The organism is Micromonospora sp. RTGN7 (assembly GCF_033804645.1).
Classification (GTDB): Bacteria; Actinomycetota; Actinomycetes; order Mycobacteriales; family Micromonosporaceae; genus Micromonospora.
In genome coordinates, this window is sequence record NZ_JAPZLF010000007.1 from 249,762 (window position 1) to 274,526 (window position 24,765).

23 protein-coding genes and 1 tRNA gene are annotated in these 24,765 nt (G+C 72.9%); 18 read left to right on the top strand and 6 right to left on the bottom strand.

What is annotated here, in order from left to right:
• Positions 1 to 14 precede the first annotated feature (14 nt).
• A complete protein-coding gene (locus tag SNR22_RS13170; protein ID WP_320066810.1) occupies positions 15 to 482 on the top strand; it encodes a peroxiredoxin in 468 nt (155 codons plus the stop codon).
• Between the two features lie 81 nt (positions 483 to 563).
• Positions 564 to 638 (top strand) — tRNA-Val (locus SNR22_RS13175).
• Positions 639 to 963: 325 nt separating this feature from the next.
• Here SNR22_RS13175 and SNR22_RS13180 read toward each other — a convergent pair.
• The gene (locus SNR22_RS13180) at positions 964 to 2,142 is read right to left on the bottom strand and encodes a hypothetical protein (protein WP_320066811.1); all 1,179 of its coding nucleotides are present in this window, start codon (positions 2,140 to 2,142) and stop codon (positions 964 to 966) included.
• A 393-nt stretch (positions 2,143 to 2,535) separates the two neighbouring features.
• On the opposite strand from SNR22_RS13180, the gene SNR22_RS13185 reads away from it, so the two are divergent.
• Positions 2,536 to 2,772: a hypothetical protein gene (locus SNR22_RS13185; RefSeq protein ID WP_320066812.1), complete on the top strand. Its 237-nt coding sequence runs from the start codon at positions 2,536 to 2,538 to the stop codon at positions 2,770 to 2,772.
• A gap of 143 nt (positions 2,773 to 2,915) precedes the next feature.
• Here the strand turns inward: SNR22_RS13185 and SNR22_RS13190 are convergent, their stop codons facing one another.
• Positions 2,916 to 3,248: a DUF6204 family protein gene (locus SNR22_RS13190; protein WP_320066813.1), complete on the bottom strand. Its 333-nt coding sequence runs from the start codon at positions 3,246 to 3,248 to the stop codon at positions 2,916 to 2,918.
• 738 nt (positions 3,249 to 3,986) lie between these two features.
• Between SNR22_RS13190 and SNR22_RS13195 the strand changes: the two genes are divergently transcribed.
• Entirely contained in the window at positions 3,987 to 4,616 is a 630-nt protein-coding gene (locus tag SNR22_RS13195; protein WP_320066814.1) for a class I SAM-dependent methyltransferase, read from the top strand.
• A 105-nt stretch (positions 4,617 to 4,721) separates the two neighbouring features.
• Here SNR22_RS13195 and SNR22_RS13200 read toward each other — a convergent pair whose 3' ends face one another.
• On the bottom strand, positions 4,722 to 5,594 hold the full coding sequence (locus SNR22_RS13200) for a hypothetical protein (protein WP_320066815.1): 873 nt from the start codon (positions 5,592 to 5,594) through the stop codon (positions 4,722 to 4,724).
• Positions 5,595 to 5,725: 131 nt separating this feature from the next.
• Here SNR22_RS13200 and SNR22_RS13205 point away from each other — a divergent pair, with 131 nt between their 5' ends.
• From SNR22_RS13205 to SNR22_RS13230, 6 genes are all read left to right on the top strand, one after another.
• Positions 5,726 to 7,477, top strand: coding sequence for a sigma-70 family RNA polymerase sigma factor (locus SNR22_RS13205; protein WP_320066816.1), 1,752 nt, complete (start codon positions 5,726 to 5,728; stop codon positions 7,475 to 7,477).
• Between the two features lie 123 nt (positions 7,478 to 7,600).
• Positions 7,601 to 8,044: a hypothetical protein gene (locus SNR22_RS13210; RefSeq protein ID WP_320066817.1), complete on the top strand. Its 444-nt coding sequence runs from the start codon at positions 7,601 to 7,603 to the stop codon at positions 8,042 to 8,044.
• 243 nt (positions 8,045 to 8,287) lie between these two features.
• Positions 8,288 to 9,085, top strand: a complete 798-nt coding sequence (locus SNR22_RS13215; RefSeq protein WP_320066818.1) for an alpha/beta hydrolase — start codon at positions 8,288 to 8,290, stop codon at positions 9,083 to 9,085.
• Between the two features lie 30 nt (positions 9,086 to 9,115).
• Complete coding sequence (locus SNR22_RS13220) at positions 9,116 to 9,313, top strand: hypothetical protein (RefSeq protein WP_320066819.1); 198 nt, start codon at positions 9,116 to 9,118, stop codon at positions 9,311 to 9,313.
• A gap of 25 nt (positions 9,314 to 9,338) precedes the next feature.
• The gene (locus SNR22_RS13225) at positions 9,339 to 9,830 is read left to right on the top strand and encodes a GNAT family N-acetyltransferase (RefSeq protein ID WP_320066820.1); all 492 of its coding nucleotides are present in this window, start codon (positions 9,339 to 9,341) and stop codon (positions 9,828 to 9,830) included.
• Positions 9,831 to 9,898: 68 nt separating this feature from the next.
• Positions 9,899 to 11,050: a polysaccharide pyruvyl transferase family protein gene (locus SNR22_RS13230; RefSeq protein WP_320066821.1), complete on the top strand. Its 1,152-nt coding sequence runs from the start codon at positions 9,899 to 9,901 to the stop codon at positions 11,048 to 11,050.
• Positions 11,051 to 11,062: 12 nt separating this feature from the next.
• Here SNR22_RS13230 and SNR22_RS13235 read toward each other — a convergent pair whose 3' ends face one another.
• On the bottom strand, positions 11,063 to 11,269 hold the full coding sequence (locus SNR22_RS13235; protein WP_320066822.1) for a hypothetical protein: 207 nt from the start codon (positions 11,267 to 11,269) through the stop codon (positions 11,063 to 11,065).
• A 185-nt stretch (positions 11,270 to 11,454) separates the two neighbouring features.
• Between SNR22_RS13235 and SNR22_RS13240 the strand changes: the two genes are divergently transcribed.
• From SNR22_RS13240 to SNR22_RS13250, 3 genes are all read left to right on the top strand, one after another.
• Positions 11,455 to 11,982: a DinB family protein gene (locus SNR22_RS13240; RefSeq protein ID WP_320066823.1), complete on the top strand. Its 528-nt coding sequence runs from the start codon at positions 11,455 to 11,457 to the stop codon at positions 11,980 to 11,982.
• Positions 11,983 to 12,134: 152 nt separating this feature from the next.
• Positions 12,135 to 15,443, top strand: coding sequence for an SNF2-related protein (locus SNR22_RS13245; RefSeq protein WP_320066824.1), 3,309 nt, complete (start codon positions 12,135 to 12,137; stop codon positions 15,441 to 15,443).
• Entirely contained in the window at positions 15,440 to 16,537 is a 1,098-nt protein-coding gene (locus SNR22_RS13250; RefSeq protein WP_320066825.1) for an SWIM zinc finger family protein, read from the top strand. The genes SNR22_RS13245 and SNR22_RS13250 overlap by 4 nt, the downstream gene beginning before the upstream one ends.
• Here the strand turns inward: SNR22_RS13250 and SNR22_RS13255 are convergent.
• Positions 16,506 to 16,763 (bottom strand): DUF3040 domain-containing protein, encoded by a 258-nt coding sequence (locus SNR22_RS13255; protein ID WP_320066826.1) that lies wholly within the window; start codon positions 16,761 to 16,763, stop codon positions 16,506 to 16,508. The genes SNR22_RS13250 and SNR22_RS13255 overlap by 32 nt on opposite strands.
• A 515-nt stretch (positions 16,764 to 17,278) precedes the next feature.
• Here SNR22_RS13255 and SNR22_RS13260 point away from each other — a divergent pair.
• From SNR22_RS13260 to SNR22_RS13280, 5 genes are read left to right on the top strand one after another with little or no spacing between them, the layout of a single operon-like run.
• Positions 17,279 to 19,375: a DUF1800 domain-containing protein gene (locus tag SNR22_RS13260; protein WP_320066827.1), complete on the top strand. Its 2,097-nt coding sequence runs from the start codon at positions 17,279 to 17,281 to the stop codon at positions 19,373 to 19,375.
• 8 nt (positions 19,376 to 19,383) lie between these two features.
• Positions 19,384 to 20,763: a DUF1501 domain-containing protein gene (locus SNR22_RS13265; RefSeq protein ID WP_320066828.1), complete on the top strand. Its 1,380-nt coding sequence runs from the start codon at positions 19,384 to 19,386 to the stop codon at positions 20,761 to 20,763.
• Positions 20,760 to 22,175 (top strand): ferredoxin reductase family protein, encoded by a 1,416-nt coding sequence (locus SNR22_RS13270; protein WP_320066829.1) that lies wholly within the window; start codon positions 20,760 to 20,762, stop codon positions 22,173 to 22,175. The genes SNR22_RS13265 and SNR22_RS13270 overlap by 4 nt, the downstream gene beginning before the upstream one ends.
• A gap of 13 nt (positions 22,176 to 22,188) precedes the next feature.
• Positions 22,189 to 22,779: an FMN-binding protein gene (locus tag SNR22_RS13275; protein WP_320066830.1), complete on the top strand. Its 591-nt coding sequence runs from the start codon at positions 22,189 to 22,191 to the stop codon at positions 22,777 to 22,779.
• A 49-nt stretch (positions 22,780 to 22,828) separates the two neighbouring features.
• Positions 22,829 to 23,551 carry an FAD:protein FMN transferase gene (locus SNR22_RS13280; RefSeq protein ID WP_320066904.1) on the top strand — a complete coding sequence of 241 codons (723 nt, stop codon included), beginning with the start codon at positions 22,829 to 22,831 and terminating at the stop codon, positions 23,549 to 23,551.
• Positions 23,552 to 23,959: 408 nt separating this feature from the next.
• Here the strand turns inward: SNR22_RS13280 and SNR22_RS13285 are convergent, their stop codons facing one another.
• On the bottom strand, positions 23,960 to 24,631 hold the full coding sequence (locus SNR22_RS13285) for a bifunctional DNA primase/polymerase (protein WP_320066831.1): 672 nt from the start codon (positions 24,629 to 24,631) through the stop codon (positions 23,960 to 23,962).
• Positions 24,632 to 24,765: the final 134 nt, after the last annotated feature.

The following is a 24,765-nucleotide window of genomic DNA, read 5'->3' on the forward strand; positions in this document are numbered from 1 at the left end:
CTTGAGGAGCTTGCATGCCGATCGATGTTGGCGCAGAGGCGCCGGACTTCGTGCTCAAGGACCAGAACAACCAGGAGGTCCGGCTGTCGGACTTCCGTGGCAAGCGCACCGTGCTGCTGGTCTTCTACCCGCTCGCCTTCACCGGCATCTGCCAGGGCGAGCTCTGCGAGGTGCGGGACAACCTCAACGAGTACGTCAACGACGATGTGCAGGTGCTCACCGTCAGCGTGGACTCGGCCTACAGCCACAAGATCTGGGCCGACAAGGAGGGCTACCAGTTCCCGCTGCTGGCCGACTTCTGGCCGCACGGCGCGGTGGCCCAGGCGTACGGCGTCTTCAACGACGTCGCCGGGATCGCCAACCGGGGCACGTTCGTGATCGACAGGGCCGGCGTCGTCCGGTTCGCCGAGATGAACATGCCCGGCGAGGCGCGCGACCAGCAGGGCTGGCGCAAGGCCCTCGCCGAGGCCGTCGCCGCCTGATCCACCCCAGGCACACCGGCGCGTCGGGCCGGGGCCGGCAGGGTAAACTTGCCGGACTCCGGCCCGCCGTGCGGGCGTCCGGGGCGCGTAGCTCAGTGGGAGAGCACTCGCCTTACAAGCGAGGGGTCGCAGGTTCGAAACCTGCCGCGCCCACCAACCCGCCCCCACCAGCGGAAATGCCGGTAGGTGAGTCTGGTTGGAAAGGCTTAATCCTTCGGACAGGACTCTCCTATTGGTCGCCCGGCCCGGTTGGGTGGGGCGGGTTTCTTGCCGCCCGTCCGGACGGGTCGACGACTGGACCTGGCTGCAGCAACGACGAGGCCGCCACACCCGCAGTCAGGGTGTGGCGGCCTCGTCGCGCGCTACTCGTCGCTGCGGCCCTCCACGATCCCGATCTCGTCGTCATCCTCATCGTCGGGGGCCCAGCCGAACTCCCGCCTGTCTACGTGAACGCCCTCGCGGTCCGGTGGATGATGACAAATCAGACAACGGGCGTCTCGCCCCCGGGGATCACCGGGACCGTGCGGCGGCGCCGGGCGAGGAGCAACATGATGCCGCCACCCGCCGCCATGGCGAGACCGGTTCCGGCGATCAGCCCGGTCTGTGGCCCGGTGACCGGCAAACCACCCCCGCCGCCCCCGCTGCCACCGTCGCCGTCCCCGCCACTGCTGCTCGCGGCGACCACGACGGCGAACCCGTTCCGGTTGTCGCTGTCGTCCACATCGGCTGCGCTTACGGCGACAGCGTTCGCCGGCAGATCGGTACGCTCCGGGCCGGAGCGGGCATCCGTTCGCTCGGTCAAGCCCTCGACCTGCACAGTGCCGCCCTCCAATGTGCCGGGTGCCTTGATGGAGGCTGATACCGTCACCAGATTGTGCAACTCGACAGCGGAGTAAATGCTGTCATCTGGGTCGGTGTCCTGACCGGCCGGTATGAGCGCGAGCGTGTCGTAGGTGCAAACCGCCGACCGTTTGTCTTTGCCGACCGCACACTCCTCCGGCGGTCGGGTGAACGTCACCCGCTTGGGTAGGTGCAGCGTGACCTTGACGCCGCTAACCGCCTTCCGGCCCTGGTTGACGACCCGGTACCGCACCGCGCCCGTCTCACCCGGGTTCAACGTCCCGGTGGGTTCGAGCCTGCCGCCCGCACCGACCCGCACCGACTGCTTCACGTCCGGCGCCACCACCGACAGGTCGGCTTCGGGGTCGTCGACCAACTTGAGCGTGAACCATTTGCTGGCACTGAGTTGCATCCTGTCCTCACCCCAGGCCATGCCAGCCTCGACGTGGAACCTGCCTTCGTAAGGCTCCTGATCCTCGCGGATGTGAATATCAATGGGAAGATCCACCGTCCCGCCGGGTGCCGGCAGTAGCTCCGGCAACAGGCTCGATTCGACACGGCAGTACCAACCCCCGGCGTCGCCGTCGCACTCGCCGGAGCCACCGCCCTCCGGCCACGCGAGTGAGACTTTGTTCGACCAGTCCAGTTCGAGGGGGCGGACGTAGAAAATGATCTCTCTCGGGGTCTTGTCGGTCAGGTTGGTGAGTTTCAGGTGGACCCTCTTCTTTTCGACCCCCAGCGGAATCGTCGTACCGGTCAGATCGAACGTGAACTTCGCACCCGTATCCGCTGCCGAGGCGGGGCCGGCGGGGGTAGCCATCCCGGCGAGGAGGAGTAGCGCGGCGGCGACTGTTCGCGACCGCCATCGATGACCAAAGGCCATAGCGAAACCCTTCAGGAGAGCGGACAGTGTGGTCGAGGACGCTATCCGTAATAGGCCCACATCGGTATCCTCCACTCACCCCACTACCCGGGCGAGGGCTGGATCGGAGCAGCGGAGACAGCCGCCCGCCACCGTTTCCACGGCGACTGGAACTACACGCTCCAGTCCGTCGGGCCCCAGCCGGCCGACGACCGAGAGGCAGAACCGCAAGCCGCCGCCGCGATCACCGCCGAGCAGCCCGGATGCCCGGATGGACTCAGCACCTCCCTGCTCCGCGACCCGGAGCTGACGGGCATCGCCATCGAGTAACTGGATGCTCTGATCGGCTCGTTGATCCCGGCGCTGGCACACCAACGTGAGCGGCTTCGCCACGAACGCCGGGGCAGCGAGCGACTCCGCGCGCGAGGCGCGGGCGCCAAGGACAAGCTCTCCGATGCGGACGGGATCCTGGCCGCCGTCCTCTGCCTGCGCAAGATCGGCACCCATGACCTGCTCGCCCGGCTCTTCGGCATCGCCGGAAGCACACTCACGCGGGCCGTCCAAGTTGCTCGACAACGCGGCCGCTGAAATGCACCCGCATGCTGATACCCACGATCCCATCGTGCCGGATTTTTCGGTTGCCGTGTTTGCGGCTCGCCCAGCCCGAGTGGCAGGCCCGCCGCGTATCCGGTTGATCAGTGAGCGTGTGGGCGGCGTGACCTTGGCACGGTTCAGCGCCCCCGCTGGCGGACCTTGATGCTGTCGAGGTCGGTCGACACCGACCTGAGGTCGCGGTAGTCGGCGCCCAGTCCCCGGACGGCGGCGGCGGCGAGCGTTTCCGTCCGGCCGATCACGACATCCTCCCTGTCCTCCGCCGTGGCCGGGACGATGCAGCGGAAGGTGAACGTGAGCAGGGAGCGCTCGTAGGTCACCGTGCCCTCCTCGGTGAACCTGGCCGCGAACACGTCGTGCTCGTCGGCCCGAGCGAGCAGTTCCGCCCGCTGCTCGGCATCGAGCGGCGCGAACTTGCCGCGCACGATGACCTGATAGGCCTTGCTGGTCATTGCTTGACCTCCGGATCTGCTGAGCGTCACGACACCCGTCGGACGGCGGCTTGACCCGGCCATCGTCCCGCGCCCTTGGCGTTTGGCAAGCCAAATACCGTGGTGTGCAACGGCGTTGCCACCCTTTCCTGTGGTCCCGCTTGGTCGCCGGCACCGCCCCGTATCCGGTCGACACGGATCCGAATGGCGGGTTGTCGTGGTGGTTCAGACGGCTATTCGTAGGATCTCGGCAAGCCGGGCGATTTCAGGGGCTGGCCGGGCGGTTCGGCGTACGAGGATGCGAAGCGTATGGCGAGCGGCGGGGCAGTGTCGTACTTCGGAGGGCGCCGCGCGGACCGCCCCCGGACGAATTGCGCAGAGCTTACATAGCGGGGGTGTCGCGCGGCGCGAGCGATCTTCTCGGCTGGATCGGCAGGCTGCCGGTGGTCCTCTCGACCGGATCTCATCGCCCTCGTCCATGTCGTCTTCGACGAACAACGTGGCACCGTCCGCCACCAGCTGTAGCCGGTTCTGGGGTGACGACAGGTGTTGGTCCGGCTGCGGAGGCCCGACGGCTTACCTGCCGGCTACCCAGGGGTGAGTTGCCGCAGCCGTTACGGTAGGTGGGGGCCCGCAAGCTGGGTGAGCAGCCCAGGTCGTCCGATGCGGACAGCCCGACTAAGTTCCGGCCGCCGTCCGGCCTGAACTGCCGGCGACCTGTCACCTGGCCGGCACCGCTTCCTGGCCGCTGGAGGTACCGTGACCGCCGCACCGGATCAGACCGCCAAGGCACGGCGGGTCTGGGACAAGGCTGCGCCCAGCTACGACAAGCAGATCGCCCTCTTGGAGAAGCTCCAGTTCGGGGGCGGCCGGGAATGGCTCGGTGCCCGCGTCCGTGGCCGGATCCTCGACGTGGCCATCGGCACCGGCCGCAATCTGCCCCACTACCCGCCCGGCGCTACGGTCACCGGGGTCGAACTCAGCCCCGCCATGCTCGCCATCGCCCAACAGCGGGCCAGCGACCTCGGCCGCGCCCTCGACCTGCACGAAGGCGACGCCGAGCGCCTGCCCTTCGCCAGCGGTTCCTTCGACACGGCCGTCTGCGCCCTGTCGCTGTGCACGATCCCCGATCCGGCCGCCGCCATCCGTGAGATGCACCGCGTTCTGGTCCCCGGCGGACGTTTGCTCCTGCTCGACCACATCGGCAGCACCTGGCCGCCCGTGTACGCCGCCCAGTGGCTGCTTGAACGGATCACCGTCCCCGCCGCCGGCGAACATTTCACCCGCCGTCAACTGCCCCTGGTGCAAGCGGTCGGCTTCGAGATTGTCGAGGTCGAGCGGCTCAAGGCCGGCAGCGTGGAACGCATCCACGCGATCAAGCCCGGCTGATGCGGGCACGGAGTTTCGTGGCAGTCATCCGGCCGATCCACCGGATCGGGCCGAGCGGCGGTGGCCCCGCGCCGGACCTCCGGCGCGGGACCACGGAAACGCCGGTCAGCTCGCGCAGACGGCGTACGCGCGCACCTTCCAGGTGTCGCTGAAACCGTTCTCGTCCTCCGCGGCGCGGACGGTGACGACGGTCGAGGACGTGGCCCGCATCTCGGTCAGGCGCACCTGGCCCTCGCCGCCGACGATCTCGCCGCCCACCCCGTGTACGCGGGTGCCGGCCGGGCAGGTGGCCGTGATCACCTGGGTGGCGGTGGAGCTGTAGGCGCTGTCGTCGATCACCCGCTGCTCGCCGGGGAGCGGGTCGGCGCAGATCGCGGTGGCGTCCAGCCACCAGGTGCCGGCGAAGCCGGTGCCGTCCTCGGCGCCCGCCACCACGACGCTGTTCTGGTTGATGCGCAGATCCTCCAGGACTACCTCGCTGTTCGCCGCCCCGACGACCGCGCCGCCGACCCCGATGGCGTGTTTGCCGGCGGGGCAGAACTTCTCGAACCAGTTCGACGTGCCCGGGCTGGGCGCCGAACTGCCGGAGACGGTCACCAGGCCCGGGGGCGGCGTGGCGCACAGCGCGCTCGCCGTGACCGCCCAGTTGCCGGCGACGCCGTTCTCGTCCTCGCGGCCGGTCACCGAGTACGTGGTTCCGCCGCTCACCGGCAGCATGATGTCCATGCCGACCTGCCCGAGGCCGGAACCGGTGATCGCGCCGCCCCCACCGATGACCTTGGTGCCGGTCGGGCAGGTCGCGTTCTGCGACTTCGCGACGCTGTTGCTGAGGCCGGTGGCCGTCTTGATGCTCAGGCCGGGCACCGCCGCCACCGGCCCGGTCAGGGCCACCTGGCCGAGCACGAGCACGCTCAGCGTGCTCCCGCCCACGGCGGCCAGCCGACGCGACCAACGGCTACGGTTCGATCCTTCTCGCATGGTGTCTTCCTTTTTCCCGGAGGTGTTTCAGACACCGGTAGGAGCGCGGTCGGGTCGGGATGCCAACAGAAAGCCCCGAAGAAAAAAATCTGCGGCTTTACTGGCACGGTTGACGAGCAGCGGGGGACACGATGGACACGACGGCACAGGACGACATCGCGCTGGTCGAGGCGGTGCGTCGCGGTGAGCGGGCCGGGCTGGAGGGCATGTACCGGCGGTACGCCGACCGGCTCTACACGTACGCCCGGACCATGCTGCGCGAGCCGGAGGCCGCCGCGGACGCCGTGCACGACGCGTTTCTCACCGCCGGCCAGCGCATCGACCAGCTCCGCGAGCCCGACCGGCTGCGCTCCTGGTTGTACGCGATCGTGCGCAACGAGTGCCTGCGGCAGCTCCGGGAACGGTCCCGCTCCCGGCCGCTGGAGGAGGCCGGCGAGCCGGTGGCCGACATCGCCGACCCGACCGTGGGCGTCAACGCCGAGCAGGTACGCGAGCTGGTGCACACGGCGGCCGACGCGCTGAACCCGGGCGACCGTGAGGTGGTCCACCTGGCTATCCGGCACGACCTGTCCTCCGCCGACATCGGCGCGGCCCTCGGGGTGCCCGCCAACCATGCGCACGCCCGCCTGTCGCGCGCCCGCACGCAGCTCGAACGGGCGCTGGGGGCGCTGCTGGTGGCCCGCACCGGGGCCCGGGACTGCCCCACCCTTGCCGACCTGATCGACGGCTGGCAGGGCCGGCTCACCCCGACCCTGCGCAAGCGGGTCTCGCGGCACATCGAGAGCTGCGTGGTGTGCGGGCTGTTGCGGCGGGAACAGCTCAGCCCGGCCGCACTGCTGTCGGCGTACACGGCACCGGCTTTCCTGGTTGTCGCCGACACGGTGTGGCCGAGACTGGCCGAGGCCCGCGCGAACGACCCCCTGACCGACGCGCTGCCCGACCCGGCGAGTCAGGTCACGGCCGACCCGGCGGCCGATCTGGCACCGGCGGCCAACGAGCCCACCGGATCGGGTGACGCCGGGCCGGGTGACGCCGGGCCGGGTGACGCCGGGCCGGGTGACGCCGGGACTGCGTACCGATCGGTCGGTGGGGCGGTGATCCGGGGCGGCGTGGCGGTGTCCCTTGGCTCGACGGCAGCACCGGGCGGTGCGACGCACGTCGTGCGGACGGCCTCGAAAGCAGACCGCGACCGGCGCCGTCGGCGGGCGGCCGCGACCGTGGCTGCGCTGATCCTCCTCGCCGTGCTCGGCACCTGGGCGCTGGGACCCGGCCGCCCGACCGCCGCGCGGGACGGCTCCGGCCGCCCAGTGGCCGAGGCGCTCGGCACACCGACCAGTGCGCTGCCGGCGTCCGTCACGGCCACGGAAGCCGGCACCAAGGCTGCCGACCGACCGGCGCCGGCCGGGGCCTCTGGTCCGGCGGCCGGAGGCGCTGCCGTGCCGGCGGACGGCGCCGTGCCGACTGCCGAGCCCGGTGCCGTACCGACTGCCGAGCCCGGTGCCGTGCCGGGCGGCGGCTCACCGGCACCGACCGCGACACCGGCCCGGCCGCCGACCGTGTCCCGGCCGGCCGTCGCACCGCAGATCGCCGCGCCGTTCACGGTCTCCGGCACCGCGCGGGTGCGGTGCGGTGCAGACACGTACAGCCTCGTGGCGCGGGCCACCGGCAGCGCCACCCTCGGCAGTGCCCAGGTTCGTTGGACGCCTGCCGGGGGCAGGACGGCGTCCCGGGCCATGACCGCGGACGGATCGGCCGCCCGGGCGACCGTCGACGGGCTACGCGCGACGGCACTGACCTGGTCGGTGCGGGCGACCGCCGTGGACGGCCGTACGGCGCAGAGCCCGAACTACACGATCACCGACCCGTGCGTACGGCCGGGATAGCCGGGACGGCTCCGGCGTGCCGGCACGGCGATGTGATCCCCAGGGCCGTCGGGGCGAGATCCCGGGACCGCCGGGTCGTCCCGAGTCTTGCAACGGGCGACGGCCTGTGAGTACGTTGCACCGATGCGCCAAGACGACCAGGCTCGGGTCGACTCCCTGTCGGACCGGGTGGCGTCGACGCAGTTGCTGTTCCTGGTCATATGCATGATCGGCAGCTTCGGTGTGCTTCTCGCGGCCGTCTGGCGCACCGGCGATCTCGCGGCCGTGCTCGATCCAGGCCTGGAGAGGCTGGGTGATCCGAAGGACTCCCTCCCGCCGGCCGGTCCCGACTCGCTGTGGAATCCGCTGCTCTGGGTCTTCGAAATCAGTCGGGTGGCGGCGATGTACGTCTATCCACTGGTGATCGCGGCTCTTGTCGTCGGAGTGCCGTCCCTGATCCGGACCTGGCGGATCGGTGACCGGAGGACATTCGCCCGGCTCGCCGTTCACACGGGATCGTGGCTGGCCCTGGGGGCACTGGCGCTGTCTCCGTACGGCACGCAACTGCACCACTGGTTGCTCGACTGAACCGCTGCCGACGACGCTGCGGGCGATGACGGTTGAGGATTGAAGAGAAGAGTCGAGGGACACGACCAGTTCGTACGGGGGATGGGGCACGTCGGCGGAGAGCACCGGGTTGCCGCTCCACCGGGCCACCACCGGCCCGTGATCGAACGCCTGCGTGATCGTGGGCGATCCGCGCCGGGATGTCGTACCGCTGGTGTTGGATCGGGGTGACCGGTTGGACCGGGCGGCGCGGGAGGTGCACGGGTGAGTTACGCGGACGTCAACGGCCTGCGGCTGTGGCACGAGGTCCACGGCACCGGCCGGCCGTTGGTGCTGCTGCACGGCGGGTACGGCGCGGTGGAGATGTTCGCCCCGGTGCTGCCCGCCCTCGCCGAGCGCCGGCGGGTGATCGGGGTCGACCTCCAGGGCCACGGCCGCACCGCCGACGTCGACCGCCCACTGCGGTACGAGTCGATGGCCGACGATGTCGCCGCGCTGATCCGCCAGCTCGGCCTGGGCGAGACCGACGTGCTGGGTTACTCGCTGGGCGGCGGCGTCGCCCTGCGGCTCGCGATCCAGCACCCGGAATTGGTGCGCCGGCTGGTGCTGGTCTCTACCCCCTGTCGCAGGCAGGGCTGGTACCCGGAGGTGCTGGCCGCGATGGCCACCCAGGGCGAGCGGACGGGCGAGCGGATGCGCGGCACCCCGCCGCATGAGCTGTACGCCCGGGTCGCTCCCCGCCCGCAGGACTGGCCGGCGCTCTGGGCCAAGACCGGCGACCTGCTCCGCCGCGACTACGACTGGTCCGCCGAGGTAGCCGCTCTGGTCCTGCCCACCCTGCTGGTCTTCGCCGACGCGGACTCGATCCCGACCAGCCACGTGGCGGAGTTCTTCGGGCTGCTCGGGGGCGGTCACCGCGACGCCGGCTGGGACGGCACGGACCGTCCCGCGTCGCGCCTGGCCGTCCTGCCCGGCCTCACCCACTACGACATCCTCACGTCGCCGGCGCTGCCGGCCGCGGTGATCCCGTTCCTCACCACCCAGGTCCGTGCCCCGGCCTGACCGGGGCGCCGGCCTGGGCCGGGCGCGGTGGTGGCCGTCGGATTACCGGGTGGCGCGTTCGAGATCGCTTTGCTGCACTATGCGGTGGACGGGTTGCTGCTCGACCTGCCCACCGCCTCCCTCGACGCCGGCTTCGACGTCGAGGAGGTGGTTTCCGCCCTGGTGTCCCGCCTGGTCGGCGGCGCCACCCCGCAACCGGCCGACGCGGGGCCGGCACCGCACGCCTGACGGCGGCCTGCCCCGAGGAGTCACCATGCCGCTCACCCTCGCCCCGATGACCGCCGACCGGTTCGCAAGCCTGCGGATGGGGCTGGAGCAGTCGTACGCCGAAAACCTGGCCGAGGCCCGGCATCTGTCGCTGGAGGCGGCCCTGGCCACCTCCTCCCTGCAGCTGGCCCAACTGCTGCCCGACGGGCTGGCCACCCCGGACGCGCTGCTGCGGCTGGCCCTGGTCGACGGCGTGGAGGTCGGCTGGATCTGGGTCACCCTGCCCCGCCCCGACGGCCCGAGCATGTCGTGGATCCACAACATCGAGGTTTATCCCGCGCACCAGGGCCGTGGCCACGCCGGGCGGATGATCGGGCTCGTCGAGGTCGAGCTCGCCCGACTGGGCTTCGACCGGCTCGGGTTGAACGTCTTCGCCGACAACACCGTGGCGGTCCGGCTATACGAGCGCCTCGGCTTCCGGGTGGACGCCCAACAGATGAGCAAGCGGATCGGCCCGGAGCGCGAGCCGAGGGGCTGACCGCCCCAGGTGTGCCCCCGCACGCAGCGGGAACCCTGCCCGGACGCATTACCGGGAGGAGCGTGGCGATGGGGGACCGCACCGCACTGACGATCGGTGTGCTGGGCTCGTACGGCGGACGCAACCTCGGCGACGAGGCGATCCTGACCGGCCTCCTGGCCGACCTGCGTTCGCACGAGCCGCAGGCGCGGATCATCGTCTTCTCCCGGAACCCGGCGCACACCGTCCGGGCGCACCCCGACGTGGAGGCGGTGCCCTGGGAAGGGGTGAGCCGGGTCGACTCGGCGGAGGTGTTGGCCGAGCTGGACCTGCTGATTCTCGGCGGCGGCGGCATCCTCTACGACCGCGAGGCCCGCCGCTATCTGCGGGTGGTCCGGGTCGCCCAGGAACGGGGTCTGCCCCTGCTCACCTACGCGGTGGGGGTGGGGCCGCTGAGCGACGCGGTGGACATGGGGATGGTGCGGGAGACCCTGGGCGGCGCCGTCGAGGTGACCGTGCGGGACCAGGAGTCCCGGATGATGCTGGAGGAGGCCGGGCTGTTCAACCCCATCACGGTGACCGCCGACCCGGCGTTCCTGCTCACGCCGGAGGAGTTCCCCGACCGGTTCCTGCGCGAGGAGGGGGTGCCTGGCGGTACGCGGCTGGTCGGGCTCAGCGTCCGGGAGCCGGGCCGGGCCGCCGAACGGCTCGACATCGACGGATATCACCGGCTGATCGCCCAGATCGCTGACTTCCTGATCCACCGGATCGACGCGCACGTGCTCTTCGTGCCCATGGAACGCGACGACATCCGGCACGCCCACGGGGTGATGTCGCACATGACGTCCGCCGAACGGGGCCGCATCCTGCACGGCGACTACTCGCCCCGGCAGGTGCTCGGGCTGATGCGGCACTTCGACCTGGCCGTGGGCATGCGACTGCACTTCCTGATCTTCGCCGCGATGGTCGGTACCCCGTTCCTGCCCCTGCCGTACGCCGGGAAGGTCTTCGATCTCGCCCAGCGGCTCGGCGTGCCCGCGCTGCGTGGCGTGGAACGTGAGGTGGAGGGGCCGCTGCTGGCCGAGGTCGACCGGCTGTGGGACGAGCGGGAGGCCCGCGCCGAGGAGACGGCCCGCCGGGTGGCCGAGGTCTGTGAACAGGCCCGGGGCACCTCGCGGGTGACCGGCGCGGTGCTGGAGAGCCTGCGCACGCAGGCTTCGAAGCGGGCCGGGGTCGCCTGACCGGGCCGCTCGTCAGGCGGCCGGCCCGCGCCAACTGTAGAGCCACCCCCGGCCACCGTCGGGCACCGACTCCAGCTCGTAGATCTCGGCCTCGGCCAGCCCATGCTCGCCGAGGTGGTGGTGGGTCAGCGGCGGTCGGCCGTTGCTGTCCAGCCCGACCGTGACCGTCTGCCCGTCGGCGGTGCCGCCCGCCAGCGGGATCTCTACCGTTGCTGCCATGAGGCCAATCCTGCCCGGGGGGACCGCCGCTCCGCAGGAGATAGCCGGCCGCGCTCGCTCTGTGCCGCGCTCGTGGGGACGGGTGATATCTCGGCCGAAGAGGCCCGCCCCACCGGGACTGAACCGCCGCGAGGCGCAGGCGAGCGGGGCAGCGTGATCGGGAACTTGACGGTTAGGGTCCGTAGATGGCGGAGATCGCGATCGACCCCACCCTCGGGCCGATACTGGCCCGCACCGGCGATGAGCGCGCGGTGCTCGAATCGTTCCTCGACTTCCACCGCGCCATCGTGATGCGCAAACTGCACGGCCTGGCCGACGTTGACGCCCGGCGCCGGCTGGTGCCCTCCCTGACCACCCTCGCCGGCCTGGTGAAGCACCTGACGCTGGTCGAGCGGAACTGGTTTTCCGGCCTGCTCGCGCCGGAGCCCGGCGAGGTCTACCAGCACACCGAGGAGAAGGCGGCGGCGGGCTTCATCCTCGACGACGCCGACACGGTGCAGTCGCTCCTGGCCGGCTACGAGCGGGCCTGCGCCCGGTCCCGCGCGGTCGCCGCGCGCTTCGACCTCGACCATGTGGTGCCGCACCCGCACCCGCTGCTCGGCGAGGTCTCGCTGCGCTGGATCCTGACGCACCTGATCGAGGAGACCGCCCGGCACGCCGGCCACGCCGACATCCTGCGGGAGCTGACGGACGGCTCGACCGGCGCGCTCTGACCCGTTCACCCGCAGATCCACCTCCAGGTCGCCTGGCACGAGGAGGGCCGGCACCGGGCCTGACGCCTGGCCGGTTGACCCGCCGAGACCGGTGCTCCGGGGCCGGGCCGGGGCCCGGCTATCCTCGGGTGTCGTCGGCCGGAGGGGGAGCGGTGCTGGTCATCCACGGGTCGTGGCTGCCCGGTGCGGGGCTCGTCGTCTGGGCCGAGGAGAGCGCCCTGCCGCCCCGGGCGCCCCGCCGCCCCGGCCGGGCCCCCCGCGAGCGCCCTCACCCGTTCGCCGCCGACCACGCCACCCTGGCCGCCGCCCTCGACGCCGGTCCGGAGATCGCCGAGGCCGGGTCGGTGCTGCTGCGCCTGCCCACCCGGGCGGGCACGCCGGCCGAGTCGCCGGAGCTGGTCCGGGCCGCCGTCGTCGAGCCGGGCCGCGGGCCGGTCACCCTCGCCGGCTGGCGGGCACCCGCCCTCCGGTACGCCCCGGCGGACGCGCCCGCGCTGCTGCGCGCTGCCGGTGACCACGCCGCCGTGCCCGGGGCCACCCTGCGGCACCTGGCCGAGGTGGCCGAGTTCGCCGCCGACCTGGTCCGCCGCGGCCGGCTCCTGCCCGGCCTCGCCCCGAACCCCGGGCCCCGGCCGACCGCCTTCCGCCCGACCGACTCCCCGACGGATGCCCGCTCGACGGATGCCCGCTCGACGGATGCCCGCCCGACCGACTTCCCGACCGAAGTCCGCCCGGCCGGAGCGTCGAGGGGCTCCCGCCCGGGCGGGGCACCGAGTCGTTCCCGGTCGGCGGGGCTCGTCGCGGCGCGGGCCAGCTGGCGGCCGCTGCTCACCGGCCCCGACGCGGCCTGGGCGCGGTCCCTGGCACTGGCCCTGCCCCCGGCCGCCCGGGCCGCCGCCGACCTGCCCCCGGGCGAGTTGGTCGCCGACGCCCTCGACGCGCTCACCGACGTCGCCGCCCGGGCCGCCCTCACCCACGCCTCGCTGACCCGGGCCGGCCGGGCGACCGGCGCGGTGCCGGCCTGGCTGGCGGCGCTGACCGGGCCGGACGGTGGGTTCGCCGCCGACCCGGCTGCTCTCGCCGCCCTCGCCGCCGAGCTGGACGACTGGCAGCGCGACGCGGCCGGCGGCGCGGTCCGGGCCAGCTTCCGCCTGGTGGAGCCGGCCGTCGACCCGCTCGCCGACGCCCTGGCCGCCGAGCCGGGCGTGGCCCCGGGTAGCCGCGACGCGGAGACCGTCCCGGCCGCCGAGCCGGGCGTGGCCCCGGGTGCCCACGACACGGAAGCCGCTCCGGCCGGAACCGGCCGCTGGCGGGTCGAGTTCGGGCTCCAGGCCGCCGACGAGCCGAGTCTGGTTGTCGACGCCGGGCAGGTCTGGCGGTCCCCGCACACCGTGCCCGCCCTCGCCGGCTGGCTGGACTCCCCGCAGGAGACCCTCCTCGCCGAGCTGGGCCGGGCCAGCCGACTCTGGCCGGAGCTGGACACCGCCCTGCGCACCGCCACCCCGGAGGCCCTGGAGCTGGACGTCGAGGGCGCGCACCGGTTCCTGCGCGAGGGCGCCCCGGTGCTGCACGCCGCCGGGTTCGGCGTGCTGCTGCCGGGCTGGTGGCGGCGGCCCTCGTCCCGGCTGGGGGCGCGGTTGCAGGCCCGCAGCCGCACCGCGCCCGGCACCGTGGCCGCCGCCGACGGCGGGTTCGGCCTGACCGCACTGGTCGACTACCGGTGGGAGGTGGCGCTCGGCGACGAGCCGATCTCGGCCGAGGAGTTGGCCGCGCTGGCGGAGCTGAAGACCCCGCTGGTCCGGCTGCGGGGGCGCTGGGTCGAGCTGGACCCGGGGCGGCTCGCCGCCGGGCTGCGGCTGCTGCGGTCGGCCGGCGAGCTGACCGTGGCCGACCTGCTCCGGCTCGGCCTCGCCGACGCGGACTCCGACGACGTGCTGCCGGTGCTGGAGGTCGCCGCCGACGGTGCGCTCGGTGACCTCCTCGCCGGGCAGGCCGAGCGGCGGCTCACCCCGCTGGACCCGCCGCCGTCGTTCGCCGGGACGCTGCGGCCGTACCAGCGGCGTGGGCTGGCCTGGCTGGCGTTTCTCCAGTCGCTGGGCCTCGGCGGGGTGCTCGCCGACGACATGGGGCTGGGCAAGACGGTGCAGCTGCTCGCGCTCTTTGCCGGGGACCCGCCCGACGCCGGGCCGACCCTGCTGGTCTGTCCGATGTCGCTGGTCGGCAACTGGCAGCGGGAGGCGGCCCGGTTCGCCCCGAAGCTGCGCGTACACGTGCACCATGGTGCCGAGCGGGCGAGGGGCGACGACTTCGCGGCGGACGTACACGCGGCGGACCTGGTCCTCACCACCTACTCGGTGGCGGCCCGGGACGCGGTCGACCTCGCCGGGATCGACTGGCACCGGGTGGTGGTGGACGAGGCGCAGGCGATCAAGAACGCCTCCACCCGGCAGGCGGAGGCCGTCCGGTCGCTGCCCGCCCGGCACCGGGTCGCGGTCACCGGCACGCCGGTGGAGAACCGGCTCGCCGACCTGTGGTCCATCATGCAGTTCGCGAACCCGGGCCTGCTCGGCCCGGCCGCCAGCTTCAGGAAGGCGTACGCCGAGCCGATCGAGCGGCACGGCGACGCCGAGGCTGCCGAGCGGCTGCGCCGGATGACCGGCCCGTTCGTGCTGCGCCGGCTCAAGACCGACTCGTCGATCATCTCCGACCTGCCCGAGAAGTTGGAGATGGAGGTGCTCTGCAACCTCACCGCCGAGCAGGCGGCGCTCTACCAGGCGGTCGTGGACGACATGCTGGCGCGGATCGCCTCCAGCGACGGCATCGAGCGGCGCGGCCTGGTGCTGTCGGCGATGACCCGACTCAAGCAGGTCTGCAACCATCCCGCCCAGCTGCTGCACGACGGTTCCGCGCTGCCCGGCCGCTCCGGCAAGCTGGCCCGGCTGGAGGAAATCCTCGACGAGGTGCTCGCGGCGGGGGAGCGTGCCCTGCTCTTCACCCAGTACGCCGAGTTCGGCGGAATGCTGCGCGGGCACCTCTCCGCCCGGTTCGGCCGCGAGGTGCTCTTCCTGCACGGCGGGGTGAGCAAGGACGACCGGGACGCCATGGTGACCCGGTTCCAGTCCGCCGACGGCCCGCCGCTGTTCGTGCTCTCGCTCAAGGCTGGCGGCACCGGGCTCACCCTCACCGCCGCCAACCACGTGGTCCACGTCGACCGGTGGTGGAACCCGGCCGTCGAGGACCAGGCCACCGACCGGGCGTTCCGGATCGGCCAGCGGCGGCGGGTGCAGGTCCGCAAGTTCGTCTGCGCCGGCACGGTGGAGGAGAAGGTGGCCGCGATGATCGCCGAGAAGCGGAGCCTGGCGGCGTCCGTGGTGGGCGCCGGTGAACAGTGGGTCACCGAGCTCTCCACCGACCGACTGCGCGAGCTGTTCGCGCTGGAGGCCGGGGCGGTGGTGGAGTGACCGGCCCGTCCCCGGCCGGGCCGGCGTCGACCGACCGGTTCGCCGACTACGGCCCGCCGCTGCGGGTCGACGGCGGGCTGCGGGCCCGCAGCACCCGGGGCGCGATCGGCAGGTCCTGGTGGTCCCGCCGGTTCCTGGAGGTGCTGGAGTCGTTCGCGTTGGGCACCCGGCTCACCCGAGGCCGGTCGTACGCGCGGGCGGGGCAGGTGCTCAGCCTCGACATCGCCCCCGGGGTGGTCACCGCCCGCGTGCAGGGCTCCCGACCCCGGCCGTACGAGGTGCGGGTCGCGCTGGAGCCGTTCCCGGCGCAGCTGTGGCAGCGGGTCGAGGCGGAACTCGCGGCGCAGGCGTTCTTCAGCGCCCGGCTGCTCGCCGGCGACCTCCCGGCCGAGCTGGAGGAGCTGTGCGTCGGGGCCGGTGCGCCGCTCTTCCCCGCCGGGGTCGACGAGTTGAGCCAGCGGTGCAGCTGCCCCGACTTCGCCGTCCCGTGCAAACACCTGGCGGCGACGTTCTACCTGCTCGCGGAGGCTTTCGACGCCGACCCGTTCGAGCTGCTGCACTGGCGGGGCAGGCGACGCGCGGACCTGCTGGACCGGCTGCGCGCCCTGCGCGGCACCGCCGCGGCGGACGACCACGGCTCACCCACCGGTGGCCGGCACGGCGCACCGTCCCTGCCGGACGACGGCAGCGCGACGGACTCGCCCTCCACCGCCCGGTCGCCCTCCACGGCGGATGGCGTCGACGGGGCGGGCCCGACGTCCACGGTTGGCGGCCCCGGCCGGGCGGGCCCGGCCGTCGGCGCGGCGCGGGCGCTCGTCTCGCTGCCCGCGGCGCCGCTGGCCGACGCGGTCGACCGGTTCTGGGTGCCCCCGGTGCCGCTGCCGGACCGGCCGCCGAATCTGTCGACCGGGCCGGACCTGCTGCTTCGGCAGCTCGGTGCGCCCGCGCCCGCGCTCGGCGGGCCCGGCCTGGTCGAACGGCTACACCGGGCGTACCGGGAGTTCGGCCGTGTCCGCCCCGAGGTGGACTCTGCCGTCCAGCGTGGACCATCGACCGTCCGCGTCACAGCCAGCGGCGACGGAATCGCCACATGAGCGCGGCGTTGGCCAGCAGCACCACCGCGAAGATCGCCCCGGCCAGACCGCCGGCGACGACGGTCGCCGCCGGCAGCGAGGCCCACAGCACGATGGTCAACAACATCAGATAGCGGCCGCGACGGGCCCGGGTTCGGTGGTCCAGTCGAGCGAAGAACCGTGGGTCGCTCTCCCGGAGCTGACGGGTGATCTCTTCGAACCTGCGCTGATCCTCTTTGCTGAGCATGGCGGCGCCTTCCCCTCACGCGTTCAGCGGTTCGGCGGCATACCCGCTGTGGCGGCGACTCACGCGCTCCTGCTGCTGCTACTTTCGACGCGACCGCCGGATAGCGGCGGTGCGAGCGGGCTTGCGCAGCGCGGCGGGCAGCGGCCCGCCGCCCGGAGCAACCCGGTGGCCCCGCGCAGAACGGGCTACCTGAGCGCTGCCTTATCTCCACCTTAAATTTCCCTGTGCCGTCAAAGGACGTGCGCGGGGCCGGGACGCGGCGAAACCTCGCGCCGGGGCCGGGTCGGCACGGGTTCGCGCTGCTCGGGGCAACCCCACCGGCACCGACCGATACGCAGCCGCCCGGGTGAACCGTTGAGCCCCGTCTTAAGTGCCGTCGATGGGCGGTTTCGGGCACCTTGAAGGCTCTCCACGCCCCGGTTACCTTCCCGTAGCAACGCCTCAGGCAGTAGTCGCCGCACCGCCCCACCCCCGGGCACAGCCGTGCCGGCGCTCGACGAAAACGGGATTGGTACATGGCCGACCAGAATGTGCCACCACGTCGCCCGCGGGACGACCGTGGCTGGGACGGACGACAGCACCCCACCCCGGACGGTTACCCCGACCACGACACGTCCGCCCCCAATGGCCCGACCGGCCACCAGCCGAACCACCCGTACCCCGGCGGTCAGCCCGTCCCGGCGACCCCGTACCCCGGGTACGCGCCCGCCGCCGGCCCCGCGCCGGCCCGCCGCGGCCCCCAGTGGGTCGGCCCGGAAGGCCTCGGCCGGCCGGCCCAGGCCGCCACGCCCGGCTACGGACTGCCCAATCTGGACGACGACAACGACCCGGGCCGCCGGGTGGGCCGGCGGCGCGCCCTCGCGGCCCTCGGTGGCACCGCCGCAGTGGTCGCCGGCGGCGCGGCCCTGGCCATGACCCCGCAGGTACGCGGGCTCTTCGGCGGTGGTGACGCCCCGGCCGGCGACGCCACCGGCACCACGGTCACCGACGGCACCCCCGCTCGTCCCAGCGGCCAGCAGCCGAGCACGGTGCGCACCTACACCGAGCAGAACGAGAGCTACATGGGCTCCCGGGCCGGGACGGCGCTGAAGAAGAACAGCCCCACCGGGGGCCGTACCTTCTCCGGCCCGGCCGCCGCTGCCGAGGCCACCCAGGTGACGGTGAAGACCGTGCTCGCCAAGGACCCGGTGCGGCACCTGGCCAGCCGGGCGACCTTCGGGGCCAACCCGAAGGTGCTCGCCGACATCAGGCGGCTCGGCATCGACGGGTGGATCCGTCAGCAGCTGGAGCCCGACAAGATCGCTCCCGGCGCGGCGGAGCTGAAGCTCGCCGACCTGCCCACCCTCAAGCTCAACCCGCAGCAGCTGCGCGCCCAGCGCGAGGCGCTCAACGAGCGGGGCGCCCAGCCGGAGCGGGAGCTGGTCGACGCCACCATCGCCCGGCAGATCTGGTCGGAGCGTCAGCTCCTCGAGGTGATGGTCGACTTCTGGAACGACTTCCTGCACGTCGCCGCCGACTTCGACGGCGGCGAGGTGTACCGGTCCTCGTTCGACACCGACGTGGTGCGCAAGCACGCGCTGGGCAGCTACCCGGAGATGCTGGTCGCCGCGAACAAGCACCCCGCGCTGCTGCTCTACCTGAGCCAGAACGACTCCCGTGCCGACGCGGTCAACGAGAACCTGGCCCGGGAGAACCTGGAGCTGTACTCGGTGGGCGTCGACGGCGGCTACACCGAGAAGGACGTGCGGCAGGCCGCCCTGCTGCAGACCGGCCGGGGCGTCAACGACGGCAAGTACGTCTTCCGCGCCGATCGGCACTACCTGGGCAAGGTGAAGATCCTCAACTTCACCCACCCGAACAACTCCGACGACCCGAAGAAGGCCGACGCGGCCATCGACGCGTACATCGCGTACATCGCGTTGCACCCGTCGACGGCGAAGTACGTCGCGCAGAGCCTGGCCACCCGGTTCGTCTCGGACACCCCGCCGAAGTCCCTGGTGGACCGGCTCGCCAAGACGTACGCGGCGAACAAGGGCATGATCAAGCCGATGCTGATGACGCTCTTCAGCTCCTCGGAGTTCTGGGCGTCCGTCGGGCAGAAGGTACGCCGACCGATGGAGTACCTGGTCGCCACGTACCGGACCCTCGGCGTCTCCCCGCAGGCGGCGCCCGCATTCATGCAGGGCGACAGCAAGCGCACCGCGTTCGCCCAGGGACTACGGCAGGTCCAGGACAAGATGCGTGCGCTGGGCCAGTACCCGATGGGCCAGCCCACCCCGGACGGCTACCCGGACGTCTACGTCGCCTGGACCTCGGCCGGCACCATGGTCAACGGCTGGAACGAGGCCGGCGAGCTGATCGGCGGCGGGCGCACCCAGTTCACGTACACCAAGCCGGAGAAACTGGTGGCCAGGCCGCCAGCGACCGCCGGGGCGTACGTGGACGCGCTGGCCCTGCGCCTGGTGCACCAGAAGCTCAGCGCCCGGGAGCGGGAGCTGATTCTCGACGTCGCCGGGGTCTCGGCGAGCACCAGGGTCGACGCCACGTTCAACGGGGCCGTCGCCGCCGTCGCGCGGGCGATCCTCGCGTCCCCCCAGCACCACCTCCGGTGAGGCATCCGATGGAGAAGACTGTGCACTCGTTCCCCCTGCACCCCGAATGCCCCGACGTGCGGCGGCTGGCCGAGAACCCGGCCGAGGCGCTGCTGCGGGCGGAGGCCGACATCGTCGCCGCCGAGAACGCCGCCGAGGCCGACCGCTATCGCCGGCTGGAGAATCTGGAGGAGGCCCAGCAGGACGGCCGGGGGGTCACCCGGCGTACCTTCGTCGCCGGTGCCGCCGCCACCGCCACCGCGCTGGCCACCGCCCAGTTCGTCACCACCTCCGCCTCGTTCGCCGCCACGAAGACCGGCACCCTGATCCACGTCTTCCTCTACGGCGGGCTGGACGGGCTGAGCCTGGTCGCCCCGGCCGACGACCCGGTGCTGGCCAAGGCCCGCCCCGACCTGCTGCTCGGCGACGACTCCCTGGCCCTCGGTCGCGGATTCAAGCTGACCAGCGCGTTCAAGCCGCTGGAGGGCCTGCTCAAGGCCGGCCAGCTCGGTTTCGTCCCGGCGGCCTCCGACGAGCGGCTGTCCCGCAGCCATTTCCAGGCCGCGGACGCCTGCAACCTCGGCGGCCTGCCCAGCGAGACCGGCGGCCGGGGCTGGCTGGACAGCCTCGTCGACAACCTCGGCAAGGGCACCGCCTTCCGCAGCGTCGGTATCGGCAGCACCCTGCCCCGGTCGCTGGTCGGCAACAACGGTGCGATCTCCATGAACAGCGTCGGCTCGCTGCGGCTCAACGGCGACGACAAGTACCGGGCCGCCACCGAGAAGGCGATCCGGGGCCTGTTCACCGGGATCAACCACCCGGTCCAGGAGGCCGTGCAGGACGGCCTCGGCGCGCTGACCACCGCGCAGAAGCTGGCGGCGAAGCCGTACGAGCCGGCCGAGGGCGTCAAGTACGAGGGCGTCGGGAACGCGTTCCAGCAGCTCGCGCAGCTCATCAAGGGCGGGGCGAACGTCCGGGTCGCCACCGTCGGCATGGGTGGTTACGACACCCACGAGAACCAGGGCACCCGCGCCGGCGGTCAGCTGCACCGGCGGCTGGGCGAGCTGGCCGGCGCGATGGCCGCGTTCTTCACCGACCTGGGCGACCGGGCCGACGACGTGACGATCATGGTGTCCAGCGAGTTCGGCCGGCGGGTCTCCTCCAACGGTGGCGGCACCGACCACGGCCACGGCAACGTGGTCACCATCCTCTCCGGCCGCAAGCTCGCCGGCTCGGTGCTCGGCGCCTGGAACGGCCTGGACAAGCTGGACTCCGGCGACGTGCCCGAGTACAACAACATGTTCAACGTGTACGGCTCCGTCGCCCAGGGCCGGTTCGGGCTGACCACCGCCGAGGTCGACAAGATCTTCCCCCGGCAGAAGTACACCCCGATGAAGCTGTACGCGTGACGCACCAGCACACCCACGCTGCCGGCCGCCGCACCGGGACGGAGTCCCGGCACGGCGGCCGGTCGGCTGCTCGCGTACCACCGCCGGCGGTGCCCCGGCGCGGGCCGGCCGGCCGACGGGCCCTGACCGCCCTGTTCTGGGTGGGCCTGCTCGCCGCCGTGGCGCCCTGGTGGCTGGACACCCCGTCCGGCTCGCTGGACACCACCGCTGCGACGGTGACCTCCGCCGGCCGGATCATCGGCCTGGTCTCCGGCTACCTGCTGCTGGTGCAGGTGCTGATGATGAGCCGCCTCGGGGTGCTGGGGCGGCTGGCCGGCGAGCGAATCTCCCGCTGGCACCGCGACGTCGGCGCGACCCTGCTGGTCGCCGTGCTGGCCCACCTGTCGCTGATCGTGGTCGGCTACGCCGCCTCCGGCCGGCGGTCCGTGCTCGGCCAGGCCGGCGAGCTGCTGCGCGACTACGAGGACATGGTCGCGGCGTTCTGCGCCGCCGGGATCCTGGTGCTGGTCGGTCTCACCAGCATCCGGGCGATCCGCACCGTCCTGCCCTACGAGCTCTGGCACCACCTGCACCTGACCAGCTACCTGATCCTCCTGCTGGGCTTCTCCCACCAGTTCAGCAACGGCGTCCAGCTCTTCCCGCATGGGCCGGTGCGCACCGGCTGGATCACCGCGTACGTGCTGGTCGCCGCCGCTGTGCTCTGGGGCCGGGTGATCGCCCCGCTGCGGTTCAACCTGCGGCACCGGCTGCGGGTGGCCGACGTGGTCGCCGAGAGCCCGGACACGGTCTCGGTCTACCTGACCGGCGGCCGACTCGCCCACCTCGACCTGCTCGGCGGGCAGTACTTCCGCTGGCGGTTCCTCGCCCCTGGCTGCTGGTGGCAGTCGCACCCGTTCTCCGTCTCCGCCGCGGCGAACGGCCGGTGGCTGCGGCTGACCGTCAAGGTGGTCGGCCGGCACACCGCCGACCTGCGTGACCTGGAGCAGGGCACCCGGGTCTGGGCGGAGGGCCCGTCGGGCACGTTCACCGCCGCCCACCGGACCCGGGAGCGGGCCCTGCTGATCGCCGGCGGCAGCGGAATCACCCCGCTGCGGGCCATGCTGGAGGAGCTGCCGCCCGGCGCGGCGCTGATCTACCGCGCCCGTACCCCCGCCGACGTGCTGTTGCAGCGGGAGCTGGACTGGCTGGCCGAGGAGCGGGGCACCGAAGTCTGGTACGTCATCGGCTCCCGCGACGACCCGGGGCCACGACAGCTGATGAGCGCCGATGGCCTGCGCCGGCTGGTGCCCGACGTGGCCCGCCGGGACGCCTACCTGTGCGGCCCGCCCGGTCTGGTCGCGCGGGCTGTCCGGGCGCTGCGCGCTGCCGGTGTGCCCCGCCGACAGATCCACCTCACCACCTTCGAGCTGTAGGAAAGGCTGCACCATGCGTCGCGTGCTGCTCGCGATCACCGGCCTCGCGGCCGGCACCACCGCGCTGGTGGTGCTCAAGGGCTCTCCGCAGGCCAGCCAGGTCGCCCAGAATCTGCCCGCCGCGCCGTCGTCGTCCGCCGTCCCGTCGCTCTCCGCCACCGGGTCGTCGTCGGCCGCCCCGACTACGGGCGCCGCCACCCCGAGGCCCCGCGCCACCGCCACCCGCGCCCCGGGCTCGCGGACCAGCGCCTCGGCCCGGCCCAGCACGGCGCGGCCCAGCTCAGCCCCACGCACCACCACCGCCGCGCCGCCGAAGTCGACCACCCGGACCGTGACCGGCACGGTGGTCTCCAACGAGTACGGCAACGTGCAGGTGCAGATCGTCGTCTCCGGGGACCGGATCGTCAGGGCGGTGGCGCTGGAGCTGCCCCAGAAGTTCGTGCAGTCCGAGCGGCGCAACGAGGAGGTCGAGGGCCGGTACAGCGGCACCTCCGGGCAGGTGGTGCAGCGGCAGAGCGCCGACCTGGACACGGTCTCCGGGGCGACCGCCACCAGCAACTCGTACCGGCAGTCGTTGCAGGCCGCCATCGACCGGGCCGGCTGAGATGTCCGGGTCGCTGATCCGCCCCGGCCTGCGCCGGGTCGAGCAGGTCATGGGTACGGCGATCAGCCTCGACCTCGCCGACGACCTGCCCCCGGCGCGGCTGCACGAGCTGGCCGACGACGTCTTCGGCTGGCTGCGAGAGGTGGACGCGCGGTTCAGCACGTACCGGTCCGACAGCGAGGTGTGCCGGTTCGACCGGGGCGAGGTGCTGCTGTCGGAGGCATCGGCGCAGTTGCGGGCCGTCCTGGAGCGCTGCGCCGATCTGTGGGGCGACACGGACGGCTTCTTCGACGCGTACGCCACCGGGCAGTTGGATCCGTCCGGCTACGTGAAGGGCTGGGCCGCGCAGGTCGCCTCGGACCGGCTGATCGCCGCCGGCGCGACGAACCACTGCCTGAACGCCGGCGGGGACGTTCGCGTGCGTGGGTGCTCGGCGACCGGCCGGCCGTGGCGGATCGGCGTGCGGCACCCGTGGGACGCGATGTCGACCTGCCTGGTGCTCACCGGCACCGACCTGGCCGTGGCGACCTCCGGCGTCTACGAGCGCGGGCACCACGTGCTCGACCCGCGCCGGGGCGCCCCGGCCACCGGCCTGCGCTCGGTCACCGTGGTCGGCCGGGACCTCGGGGTCGCCGACGCGTACGCCACGGCGGCGGTGGCGATGGGGGTGGCCGGCATCGGCTGGCTCGACGGCCTCCCCGACCATCCGCACGCGGTGATCACGGACGGCGGGCGCTGCCTGCACTCCACCCGCCTCCCGCTCGCCGACTGACGGCCGTGGGCCCGGCGGTGTGCGGTGACCATGCGATCGTGGCGCCGGAACGTGTCTTTTGCCCCACCCTGCCCGGGTGGTCTACGCAGGATCGCGCCGGGAGTCAGGGGTCAGCGGGCGGGGCGGCGGCTGCCGGCCGGATGGGAGCCCGCGGGCCGGGGTCGGCCGGGGCGCGAGCCGGACGGGCGGGTGGGCGGCCAGCGGTGCCCGTGTCGTTGGTGCGGCGGCGGTTCCGCGCCGTCGGGTCGGCGTGCCGCGTCATCCCTGCTGGACATCACACCCCCGCTCGGGGCGTTGTCGCCCCCTCGTCCGGGTCAACGACGCCCTGGGCCGCCGGGACGCTAGCCGGCCCTCGTCGGCTCCCCGACACCGCTGCCCGATCGCTCCGGGCCGACGGGGCGGGCCCGGTCACCAGCCGCGGCGGGGCAGCGGCAGGTGACCGGGGAGCACCTCGGGGGCGAGCGTCACGCCGGTGGCGCGCAGTGCGTCGATCAACGCGTTCTGCACCAGGTAGGAGTCCGGGAGTTGCCAGCGTGTCTGTTCCGGGGCAACCGCCCAACGGACCGCGCCCTCCGGCAGCCGGGTCGGCGGCGCCGGGATCCACGAGCCGACGCCATGCCGGACCACATGGAAGCAGTGCTCCAGCTCGGGGCGCAACGGATCACCGGGGCGGACCAGGAACATCCACCGCCCGGTCGGGGTCACCAGCACCGGGCCGCGGACCCCGAACCCGGCCGGGTGCGTCGCCACCGCGTCGAGGACGCCCCGCCCGAGTTGGGTCGGCACCTCCAGGACGTCGAACGCCCGTCCGGTGGGCAGCAGCACTCCGTGCGGGCGGCTGCGCCACCACGTTGCTACCCGCGCGGCGTCCGTGGTGGCCGCCCGCTCCCACTCCTCCAGGGCGGGGTGGCAGCCGACGGTGGGGCAGCCCGCCCGGCCGCACACGAAGCGGCTGCGGGCCAGACAGGCGCCCGGGGTCACTTCCCAGCCGTGCGTGGCGTAGCGGACGGCGACCCGGCGCATCCGGACCCGTTCCAGGGGCGACAATTGCGCGACCCGCGGCCCGACGTTCCTCCACATTCGTACGAACTCCTCTCGTCCGGACCGGTAGGTGTCAGGTCGGCTGAGCGCCGTCACTGCCATAACCCGGCGTCGTTGACCTGAACAAACAGTTGGTGCAACTTGCACGAAAGCTATGAGGACTGTCCGCACGG

Excerpts from the sequence above, each read along its gene's own strand:
- SNR22_RS13170 (WP_320066810.1), top strand. The coding sequence starts at position 15 with ATGCCGATCGATGTTGGCGCAGAGGCGCCGGACTTCGTGCTCAAGGAC.
- SNR22_RS13180 (WP_320066811.1), bottom strand. The coding sequence starts at position 2,142 with ATGGCTACCCCCGCCGGCCCCGCCTCGGCAGCGGATACGGGTGCGAAG.
- SNR22_RS13190 (WP_320066813.1), bottom strand. The coding sequence starts at position 3,248 with ATGACCAGCAAGGCCTATCAGGTCATCGTGCGCGGCAAGTTCGCGCCG.
- SNR22_RS13200 (WP_320066815.1), bottom strand. The coding sequence starts at position 5,594 with ATGCGAGAAGGATCGAACCGTAGCCGTTGGTCGCGTCGGCTGGCCGCC.
- SNR22_RS13205 (WP_320066816.1), top strand. The coding sequence starts at position 5,726 with ATGGACACGACGGCACAGGACGACATCGCGCTGGTCGAGGCGGTGCGT.
- SNR22_RS13210 (WP_320066817.1), top strand. The coding sequence starts at position 7,601 with ATGCGCCAAGACGACCAGGCTCGGGTCGACTCCCTGTCGGACCGGGTG.
- SNR22_RS13225 (WP_320066820.1), top strand. The coding sequence starts at position 9,339 with ATGCCGCTCACCCTCGCCCCGATGACCGCCGACCGGTTCGCAAGCCTG.
- SNR22_RS13230 (WP_320066821.1), top strand. The coding sequence starts at position 9,899 with ATGGGGGACCGCACCGCACTGACGATCGGTGTGCTGGGCTCGTACGGC.
- SNR22_RS13235 (WP_320066822.1), bottom strand. The coding sequence starts at position 11,269 with ATGGCAGCAACGGTAGAGATCCCGCTGGCGGGCGGCACCGCCGACGGG.
- SNR22_RS13240 (WP_320066823.1), top strand. The coding sequence starts at position 11,455 with ATGGCGGAGATCGCGATCGACCCCACCCTCGGGCCGATACTGGCCCGC.
- SNR22_RS13255 (WP_320066826.1), bottom strand. The coding sequence starts at position 16,763 with ATGCTCAGCAAAGAGGATCAGCGCAGGTTCGAAGAGATCACCCGTCAG.
- SNR22_RS13260 (WP_320066827.1), top strand. The coding sequence starts at position 17,279 with ATGGCCGACCAGAATGTGCCACCACGTCGCCCGCGGGACGACCGTGGC.
- SNR22_RS13265 (WP_320066828.1), top strand. The coding sequence starts at position 19,384 with ATGGAGAAGACTGTGCACTCGTTCCCCCTGCACCCCGAATGCCCCGAC.
- SNR22_RS13275 (WP_320066830.1), top strand. The coding sequence starts at position 22,189 with ATGCGTCGCGTGCTGCTCGCGATCACCGGCCTCGCGGCCGGCACCACC.
- SNR22_RS13280 (WP_320066904.1), top strand. The coding sequence starts at position 22,829 with ATGGGTACGGCGATCAGCCTCGACCTCGCCGACGACCTGCCCCCGGCG.
- SNR22_RS13285 (WP_320066831.1), bottom strand. The coding sequence starts at position 24,631 with ATGTGGAGGAACGTCGGGCCGCGGGTCGCGCAATTGTCGCCCCTGGAA.